This window comes from Roseicella aerolata (genome assembly GCF_020523605.1).
Taxonomy (GTDB): domain Bacteria; phylum Pseudomonadota; class Alphaproteobacteria; order Acetobacterales; family Acetobacteraceae; genus Paracraurococcus; species Paracraurococcus aerolatus.
Genome location: NZ_JAJAQI010000084.1, coordinates 1 through 8,978, shown reverse-complemented (window position 1 = coordinate 8,978; position 8,978 = coordinate 1). Strand labels below are relative to the sequence as shown.

Here is an 8,978-nt window from a genome sequence, read left to right as displayed (position 1 = left end):
CGGGTTCGGTCGGCGGCGCTCACCTCGACGACAATGCCTGTGCGCATGGCCCAGACTCGCATGCCGGGCCGGGCGCCGGAATCCCTACCAGGACTCTTCCGTCAGGCGCGATCCACTAGCCAGTGGGTTTACTGTTCTCATGAAATGCTGACGCATTTCACCGAAAGACGCTGGTCGCAGGCCAGGACTTCCTGCTGCCCGGTTGTCATGATTGCACGCTGAATCAGCGGCATTTCTACGTCAAATATGCCGCTTTGGAGATTCATGGGCATATTGCGATTCTGGCCCATAACTTAGATTTGCCGGCTGAAAGATTGATGTGTGGATATTTTATTTGTTTTATTGCATTAATTTAGGATGGGTGCGCACAGAATGCTTCTACAATGGCAGGTGAATGGGCTGGCCCTCACCTGCCAAGCATCCAAGAAGCAACAAAAGGCCGCGGATTCAGCGTACACCAGGGGCCCGATGATCTGCCGTCCATCCAGTGCCGCGGCAGATCGGGGCTGACTGAAAGTGGCCGTCACTGAGACATCCCGCCGTGCAAAGGCACGCCGTCTGCGATCAGATAGCTGGCAAGGTCTTTTCCTTGCAAATTAATTCAACTTTTCTTGATGAGACGAGGGGGCTGGGATAGAGGAGCGGCATGCTGCTTGTCATACCCATTCCTGACAGTCGCAACAGCCTCAAGGATGCGGACCATCGTCTGCCTGGAATTAAGCCTGGTGGCATGAGGGCATCAGGCCGGCCAAAAACCTTTAAGTTGACACATCATCAAACCAGAAAGCATTTTGGTTGTGGTTTGGTGGCGCCGCGCATGGTGTCCGTACTGTCATTCGGTCGGCGGCCGATGGGCACCGGCAATCACCTCCCCAGCCCCGTCAGGCCCAGTTCCGTTCGGATGTCCGCTACATGATGAACGTTTACCATCCGTCCGAAGCACTGGCGACGCAGCCGCTCGGGCAGGAGCCTCCGCCCTTCCATTGGCTTCCGGCGATGCTTCGCTTCCTGCGGCGGCGCTGGATGACGATCGTCGGCTCAGCCGCCGCGGTGTCCGGACTGGCTATGCTGTACCTGCTGGTGGCGACGCAACTCTACATTGCCACCACATCGCTGCTGATCGATATCCGGCGCACCAATCCTTTTCGCCAGCAGCCCATCATTGCCGACTCTCAGTACGAGAATGTCTGGGTTGAGAGCCAGGTCACGATGCTGCGCTCGGGCGGCCTGGCACGACAGGTCGTCCGGCGGTTGGATCTGCTGAATGACCCCAGCTTCAACGGCATCGGTCGCGGCATCATTGGTACGATCATCCATGTGGCCGGAGGGCTGATGGGCCGGACCGGCAGCGACGGCGAGGCTGACACGCAGCGGCGCGAGATCATTGCCGCCGAGAAGCTGCAGAAGCTGATCACGATCCGCCGCATAGGCATGACCGCAGTCGTCGAGGTCTCGGTGCGGACACCAGACCCGGTGCTGTCGGCAAGGCTGTCCAATGCGGTGGCCGAGGGCTATCTGCAGGACCAGCTTGCCATCGTGTCTGCGCTTTCCAGCCAGGCAAGCAATTGGCTGCGGGCCCGCACGGCCGAACTGCGGAGCGAAGCAGTTGCGGCTGACCGTGCCGTGCAGGACTACAAGGCGCGCGCCAATATCCTGGAAACCGACAAGGGCCAGTTCGCCGAACAGCAACTCGGAGAGCTCAGCACCCAGCTCAGCGCGGCACGGGCGCGAGTCGCCGACGCGCAGTCGAAATTCGATCGCATCCGCTCGCTCAACACCGATCGGCTGGCTGATGCGACGATGCCCGAGGCGCTGGAGAACACGGTCATTGTCGGGCTGCGCAAACAATACCTGGATGCTCGCCGGCGCGAGTCCGAGTGGTCGGGCCGCTTCGGCGCCAACCACGCCGCCGCCGTCAATGCACGCAATGAAATGGCCGAGCTGCAGCGCTCCATTCAGAACGAGCTGAACCGCATCTCGGATACCTATCGCGGCGAGCTGGAAGTGGCGAAGGCGACCGAGGCGCAGATCGGCCGCCAGCTCTCCGAGCTGGCGGCGGCCTATGCCGCCGCCAACAGCGACCGGATCATGCTGCGGTCGCTGCAGAGCTCGGCCGACAGCTACCGGACGATCTACGAGAATTTCCTGCAGCGCCATACCCAGGCCGTGCAGGACCAGTCCTTCCCGATCCCCGAGGCCCGCATCGTCACGGCGGCGCAGCCGCCGCTCAAGCACAGCCATCCGCAGACAATCCTGGTCCTGGCGGTCGGGATGGTGCTCGGTTTCGTCGTCGGTATCGGCCTCGCTGTGATGCGGGAACTGCTGGACCGCGGCCTGCGCACGCCGGCCCAGGTCAAGCTGGCAACCGGGCACGATTGTCTTGCCTTGGTGCCATGGCTGCCCGGACGGCTGCGCGTCACCAGCGGCGGCAGCGAGGCCGAGCCTGCCGTCCGGCAACTCGCTACCCAGCCGAGTGCACTGCGTCAGGTCGCCGACCAGCCTGACTCGCCCTTCGCCGAAGCGCTGCGCGGCATCGCCCTGCGCACCACCTGGCGCCGTCGCACCCATGGCGGCCTGGTGATCGGTTGTGTTGCCTCCCAGCCTGGCGACGGTGCCACCACCATCGCGGCCAACCTGGCGCAGGCCTTCGCCGAGAGTGGCCATAGCACCCTGCTGGTCGATCTCGATCTCCGGCAACCGAATCTCACGCGCGCTCTGGCACCGCAGAATGCCGGTGGCGCGGCCGAGGTCGCGGAAGGGGCGATGCAACTCGACCAGGTGGTCTGGCGGGATACGCAGACCGGCCTGCACTTCCTGCCGGCCGCCGCCGGCAGATCGGCGGCGCGCCCGGCCCGGGTATTGGCTCCGGGACGTGCCGATCGCTTGGTGGCGGCGTTGCGCGCCGGCTACGACAGGGTCGTAATTGATCTGCCCCCCTCGGGTACCAATGCCGATGCTGGGGCCTTGGCCGAACTGCTCGACGGCCTCGTGCTGGTGACCAGCTGGGGTGGCCTGGAGGGCGAGGCCCTTGCCGAGCTGATCGATGGCCTTGGCCATGACAAGCTGCTCGGGGTTGTGCTCAACCGGGTCCAGACACGTCGGCTCAAGAGCTATGGCGTGTTCAGCCATGGCTCCGCGCGCCACCTGGGAGCGCAGGCAAGGGCGTGACAGGGACCGGCAGGCTGCCGCTCAACGCGCCTCGCTCCGGCCTCCCCGGAACACGCGCTCGGTGACGTTGTTGCGCCAGAGCTCGGCGGGGCGGAGATAGCCCAGCACCACGTCGGTGGAGCGGTGTCGGGTCTGGCGCATGAGGTCGGCGAGGCCGGCACCGGCCTCGGCGGCGGCGGTGGCGAGGCCGGCGCGCAGCGAGTGGCCGGAGTAGCGTGCCGGCTCCGGCAGGCCGGCGTCGTGGGCGGCCTGCCTGACCAGCCGCCAGACGGCCTTGTCAGAGAGGCCGGCACCGGTCGGCCTGCCTGCTTTGGTCACGGCGCAGAACAGCGGCCGCTCCGCATCCGAGGTGCCGCCGGTCAGATCTCCGGCCCGGCGGCGGTGCGCCAACCAGGTCACAAGCGCGGCCGCGGCGCAGAAGCCCGGCTCGTCCGGGTTGGCCCAGACCGCCACCTCCTGGCCGGCACCGCGGGGATCGGTCTTGGAGCGGCGCACCAGCACGCGGAGCCCGCGCCCCGGCACCGCTTCGACATCGCCCAGGGCGAGGCCCGCAAGCTCGGAGCGGCGCAGGGCCGCACCGAAGCCAAGCAGCAGCATGGCCCTGTCCCGGGCGCCAATGGCGGTATCGGCCGGGGGGCGGGCCGCCAGCATGAGGCGGAGCGTGTCCGGCCCGGCGGCAGCGGCGCGCTTCCGCGGGCGGGTGCCCTTCGTGCGGGCGATACCCTCGAGCACCAGGACGAGGCGCGGGTGTCGCGGGTCGAGGGCGATGCCGGCCAGCCTGTGCGCCGCCTGGATGGCGGCGAGGTGGACCCGGAGCGAGGCTACCGTGAGGCCCTCATCGGCGCGGCGGACGGCGTACATGGCGATGGTCTCAGGGTCGCCGGCCAGCGGTTCGCGGCCGAGGCCCCGGCACCAGCTCTCATAGGCCCGCCAGGCAGAGCGGTAGGCGCGGCGGGTCCCCTCCCCCCTGGCCCTGGTGGCATAGACCGCAGCGCGCGCCGCCAGGGCCTGCAATTCCTCGGCCTGATCGGCAGCACCGGGCACCAGCAGGGGACCGAACAGGCTGGTTTCCAGGATCAGGTCGGTGTCGTCGGGGGCGCTGTCCATGGCGGGGGCCTGCCTGGCATAAACTTTGTCCGAAAATGTCAATTAGCGGACATAATAAAGCGCAGCCAATATGTGCCACGCCGACCCGGCCAGGGGTGCCTGACAAAAGCGACCAAGTGACGAAACAAAATGCCTGCTACGATTTCATATGGGTTTGTAAGCCGTTGCGGTAATTAAAGTATGGGCTGGTGTGCAGCGATTCGCCCGACCCTCCCCTCAAGCGCCAGGATATGTCGGAGGAGCATGATCCCTGGCGGCCAGCTTGGGAGGATGACCCGACGCCGGAAGCGCCTGCGCCACCCTGGCTGACCCCGTCCAGGGCCCGGCGCCTCACGAGCCGAGGACCCAATTGGCAGGCCCTGATCGGTCCCCTTGCTGCCGCAGAGGATGCACTCTCCCGCCTGGATGCCAGCGTCGAGGCTGCATCCGAGCCGGTTCGCGAAGGGCTTGTCGCGCGACTGGCTTTTGCCGAGGCTGCAGGGTGGTTGGCCGCTGCGGCCGGCCGCGCCTGGATCCATCCCCGTGACCTGGCCCTGGCCGAGGCTGGTCTGCTCGGTGGCTTCGCGGCGGCTGCCCTGGCGGGGCGCGGCACGGCCGCCCTGCCCGCCACCGCCGGGCTATTCGGCGGGACCGGCCGGGCGAACCGCCTGTTGCAGGCCGAGGCAGACCACCTGCCCGATGGGACAACATTACTGCAAGGGCTGGCGCTCGCCCGCGCCCTGCGGCGCCTAGCGACCCTGGCCAGTTGGGATCCGCTTGCCTCGCTTGAGGCAGCGACCACCATGCTGCAGGCTCTGGAGGGAGAAACCGCCACACCGCTGCAACTGCGGCCTGCGCCCTTCGCCACTTGGCGTCGAGAGATACTGGTGGCACCCCGCTCTGGTGGGGAGCCGACCTTGCTGGCTGCGGCGGGGGCGGCGGCGAATTGGATGGCATCCGAGATCCTGGACGGGTGTGATCCCAATCCCGCACAAGCCCTGCTGTTCGCGGCGGCTGTGGTGCGGCGGCGGAAGCGCTTGCGGGCCATTCCTCTGCCCTTCTGGGCGATGCCGCCTGGTGGCCGACCCGCTGTGCTGCCCTTCGGTGATCCTGCTGTTTGGTTCGCGGCCTTCCTCGGGCGCGTCGCCGCGGCCGCAACCGAGGGCGCCGCGGAACTCCGGCGATTGCGTGATGCGGAAGTGACGGTCGCGCGCCTGACGACCAGTGGCCGGCAGGATCTGTTGCCATTCGCTGCCGCGGCGGCATTGCGGGCCCCGGCGGTGACGGCGCGTGGCCTCGCAAGCCAGCTCGGCATGACGCCCCAGGGAGCGCTCTTGCTGCTCAAGCGGCTGCAGGCGGCTGGTATCCTGCGCGAGGTCACGGGCCGGCGGAGCTTTCGTGCCTATGCCATCAACTGATACTCCGCCCACGAAGTCCTGGCTTGGTTAAGGCAGGAAATGCGTGGGGCAGGCGCGCAGCCTTGGCCTGCCATCCCGCCGCGCGGTGGACGGCATAATGAGCATGCCGGTGTCGCAGGATTGCTGGCAGCCCACGGGACACGACGTGGCGACGCCGCCCGGAGCCCTCTATGATCTGGCGCCGATCATCGGGATATGTCTCCAGAAAACGCGGTAGCGTTCCTATCTGGGACCATGGTCGGGTTCCGACAGTTCTGTTTGCTTTTCTTTGAGAGTCATCGCTTGCAACTCAGCCCTGAAGACATCGCCGCGGCGGAAGCCTGTGGTGTCACCTTCCAGCCTGCGACGCCCGCGCAGGTCCAACGCCTCGCCATGCAGCGGAAGGTCTTCTATGCGGCCGGGCAGCCGATCCTGGCTACGCGTGGGGACGGCTTCTACGAGACCGCCGGTACATTGCAGCAGCTGATCGAGGAGGGGGTGCAGCAGCAGCGTGATCTTGCTGCCTGGCAGCAATCCGAGGCATCGTCGGCGACCGGTGCCATGGAGCCTGATCCCCAGCTGCAAGCCGAAGCCGAAGCCAAGGCAGGGGAGGACGTCAGGGCGGAGGTCACGGTAGCGGTGGATCATGAGGCGCCGCCCAGGCCGACACGCCGCAGACGTCAGCGCCCTGCGATGAGCACTGATCCCCGGCCGGCGCCACCAGCCTTTGTCGCTCCGCTCACCAAGCCCCAGACTGTTGCCGAGAGTGCCGAGGCTGAAAAGCCGGTTGGCCGCGCCACGATGCGGTCACCGCAACCCGGGCAGCGCTGGCTGGTCGCGGGGGCCGTGCGCCGTGGCCGCGCGGCACAGCATTGGAGCAACCGTCAGCGTTGAGATGAAGGTAGAGGCTTCCCGCAAGCCCCAAAAGTCTACCAAAAAGGTACTTATCAGGTAGCTGGTAGCTATCCTTTTTCCCCTTCCAGCTCTCGCGCCAGGGCCGCGATGGCCCGGGCAAAGGTTTCTCCCAATACCCAGCCCTGCGCGTCGGCAATTGCGTAGAAGGTTTCGGCGTCCTGCGCCCTCACCTTGAGATTCAATTGCTGGTTCCGCCCGGTCCTATAGCGGCGTTGTTCGCGCCTCATGGGCCGCGCAGTCGCGGGGAGTTCGGGCTGGCCTATTTCCGCGGGCCGATCCTGCACCAGGGGATCGCGGCTCCGGAAACCGGCTTGCTCGGCGACGGCCTTCACCTGTTCGGCACGGGCTGGCGGTTTCGGCTTGAAGTCGCTGACATCCGGCCCCTCCTCGAACAGCCCCGCACGTTTGCCGCTCATGCCACGGCCTCCCTCGCCTGCGCCTGGCGCAGCAAGGCCACGACTTCCGCGGCGAAGGCCCGGGCGTTCCGGATCGCTCCCTCCAGTCCGCTGACCTGGGAGGCATTCAGATTGTCGACCGTGCCGCCGAAGCTGAAGACGGCGCGGTAGGCCTCGCGCTCATGCATCTGCGTTTCGAGTGCAGGGACGCCATGCGTCTCGAACTCGCCCCGGATGTGCTGGAGCGTGCGTGGCCGGATGGCAGCGCTGGTGCGGGTGAACAGCACCGCATGCGGGATCCGGCGGGCAAAGGCCTTTTCCTGCTGGCGGATCAGCCGGATTGCCTTGGCTGCCTCGGCGGCATCGAGTTGGCTGCCCTGAGAGGGGATGAGAACCAGGTCAGCGCGGCTGATGGCATAGGCGACGGTCATGCTGGCCGTCCCTTCGAGATCGACGATCACGAAGGGCACGCGCGCAGCAGCCGCTTCAATCTCATCGATGACTGTGTCCTCGGTGACGTCGGCGACAACCTCGAGGCTCTCCGGCTTGCCCGGGCGCCTGGCCCAGGCCGTGACGGGGCGGTTCGGGTCGGCATCAATGAGGACGACGGCAGCACCCTTGCGGGCCAATTCCGAAGCCAGGATGACAGCGGAGGTCGACTTGCCGGCGCCGCCCTTCGGGCTGGCGAAGACGATGGTCGGCATAGGAAGGCCCTTGGGATCAATCCGATTCTGCCACTTATAGTACCAGAAAGTCAACAGATAGCTACCAGATAGCTACCAGATAGCTACCAGATAGCTTAATTGCGGCACCCACTTTCGTCCAGCTACCCGGCTCTTCAGCCAAGATCTGCCAAATGGCTGCCTCGGGCGTGACATCAGGCCAGTCCTGGCTGCCGCAATTGATGTGACATCCTTTTCGGCCGGCTCAGACTGGCATGGCGGCACGATGGGGAAACCCTGGTGGAGCCTGAGGCAGAACCCCAATCGCGGCCAGGGAGTGCATGGCTCTCAGGGATCCATGAAAAAAACGCATGGCCGATCGCGATGCGATTGCTCTTTGCTTGAGCCGCTACCGGCACTAGATTGTGCGCCGCAGCAAGGCGGTACGCCGCCTACTGTCTTTCTTGGACGTTTCCTCCCTAAACTCGGCGGCGCCTTCCGGTGCCGCCTTTTTTTTGGCTTGGTGGCAGCCCAGGCGGGTGGTGAGGCGGCCGGGATTTTCCGGTGCTGGCTGGAGTACCGCCGTACCGAGTGGAGAGCATATCGAGGGCCAAAAAGCCCCTTTTCGTGGCGTGATGGTGGACGACACCGGCTGTGCCGGGCTGACATTCCTTCCCTTGTGCATCCTGGTTAGTCCCGATCCGGCGCTACCCGGGATCAGCCGCTTCCGAAAACCGGTTGGTCGAGCCCCTGGCCCGGCTTGGGCCGCCTGATTGCGCAACGAACAGCCGGCGGCGTTTTTCTGCGAAAAAGAGTGTTGACGGGGGGGCTTTGGGGCGTCATAAGCCGCCCCCCGCAGCGAGGTGGTCCACCTCCTCCCGCCCCGGCCGAGACGCTCCGGCGTCCCTGGTAATGGAGGGCAGGAAAGACCATATTGTTGTGGGTAAGGCTTCATGCTTTCAGCGTGAGGCCGCTGTCCTGCAGCGATGTAGGGTGTTCCAGTATCGGCTTGGCGCTGTGCGATGGCATGGCGAGCCGGCTACAGGGGCATGGGTCTTTGACAATCGTATCGGTCTTTTGGAAGCAAGCGCACGCCGTGGTCGTGTCCTGCTCGTCCGATCCTGTGATCAGGGTCTGGCTGCAGGCACAGTGACCGGATGGCGAGCGCTGCATCGAGAGTGGTGAGCGGAGCCTGATCGAAAAGGCATCTGCGTGATCGGGCTTCGGCTTGGTTGCGCTGATGAACCTGAGAGTTTGATCCTGGCTCAGAGCGAACGCTGGCGGCATGCTTAACACATGCAAGTCGCGCGGCCGGCAACGGCAGCGGCGGACGGGTGAGTAACGCGTAGGAATGT

The 8,978-nt window shown here is 65.9% G+C and carries 6 protein-coding genes and 1 rRNA gene; 4 read left to right on the top strand and 3 right to left on the bottom strand.

All coding sequences use genetic code 11. The features are described 5' to 3' along the window. Positions 1-912: 912 nt before the first annotated feature. Entirely contained in the window at positions 913-3,168 is a 2,256-nt protein-coding gene (locus LHA35_RS26905; RefSeq protein ID WP_226614194.1) for a GNVR domain-containing protein, read from the top strand. Positions 3,169-3,189: 21 nt separating this feature from the next. Here LHA35_RS26905 and LHA35_RS26900 read toward each other — a convergent pair whose 3' ends face one another. Next, a complete protein-coding gene (locus tag LHA35_RS26900) occupies positions 3,190-4,275 on the bottom strand; it encodes a tyrosine-type recombinase/integrase (protein WP_226614193.1) in 1,086 nt (361 codons plus the stop codon). A gap of 230 nt (positions 4,276-4,505) precedes the next feature. Between LHA35_RS26900 and LHA35_RS26895 the strand changes: the two genes are divergently transcribed. After that, complete coding sequence (locus tag LHA35_RS26895; RefSeq protein ID WP_226614192.1) at positions 4,506-5,672, top strand: helix-turn-helix domain-containing protein; 1,167 nt, start codon at positions 4,506-4,508, stop codon at positions 5,670-5,672. A gap of 234 nt (positions 5,673-5,906) precedes the next feature. Beyond that, positions 5,907-6,545, top strand: coding sequence for a hypothetical protein (locus tag LHA35_RS26890; protein WP_226614189.1), 639 nt, complete (start codon positions 5,907-5,909; stop codon positions 6,543-6,545). Positions 6,546-6,613: 68 nt separating this feature from the next. Here the strand turns inward: LHA35_RS26890 and LHA35_RS26885 are convergent, their stop codons facing one another. Both LHA35_RS26885 and LHA35_RS26880 read right to left on the bottom strand, forming a co-directional pair. Further along, a complete protein-coding gene (locus LHA35_RS26885; protein ID WP_226614187.1) occupies positions 6,614-6,982 on the bottom strand; it encodes a hypothetical protein in 369 nt (122 codons plus the stop codon). Beyond that, a complete protein-coding gene (locus LHA35_RS26880; protein WP_226614186.1) occupies positions 6,979-7,665 on the bottom strand; it encodes a ParA family protein in 687 nt (228 codons plus the stop codon). The genes LHA35_RS26885 and LHA35_RS26880 overlap by 4 nt, the downstream gene beginning before the upstream one ends. A 1,200-nt stretch (positions 7,666-8,865) precedes the next feature. Here LHA35_RS26880 and LHA35_RS26875 point away from each other — a divergent pair. After that, positions 8,866-8,978: ribosomal RNA gene (locus LHA35_RS26875) — 16S ribosomal RNA — on the top strand; the annotation flags it as partial.

Excerpts from the sequence above, each read along its gene's own strand:
- LHA35_RS26905 (WP_226614194.1), top strand. The coding sequence starts at position 913 with ATGATGAACGTTTACCATCCGTCCGAAGCACTGGCGACGCAGCCGCTC.
- LHA35_RS26880 (WP_226614186.1), bottom strand. The coding sequence starts at position 7,665 with ATGCCGACCATCGTCTTCGCCAGCCCGAAGGGCGGCGCCGGCAAGTCG.
- LHA35_RS26900 (WP_226614193.1), bottom strand. The coding sequence starts at position 4,275 with ATGGACAGCGCCCCCGACGACACCGACCTGATCCTGGAAACCAGCCTG.
- LHA35_RS26885 (WP_226614187.1), bottom strand. The coding sequence starts at position 6,982 with ATGAGCGGCAAACGTGCGGGGCTGTTCGAGGAGGGGCCGGATGTCAGC.
- LHA35_RS26895 (WP_226614192.1), top strand. The coding sequence starts at position 4,506 with ATGTCGGAGGAGCATGATCCCTGGCGGCCAGCTTGGGAGGATGACCCG.
- LHA35_RS26890 (WP_226614189.1), top strand. The coding sequence starts at position 5,907 with ATGGTCGGGTTCCGACAGTTCTGTTTGCTTTTCTTTGAGAGTCATCGC.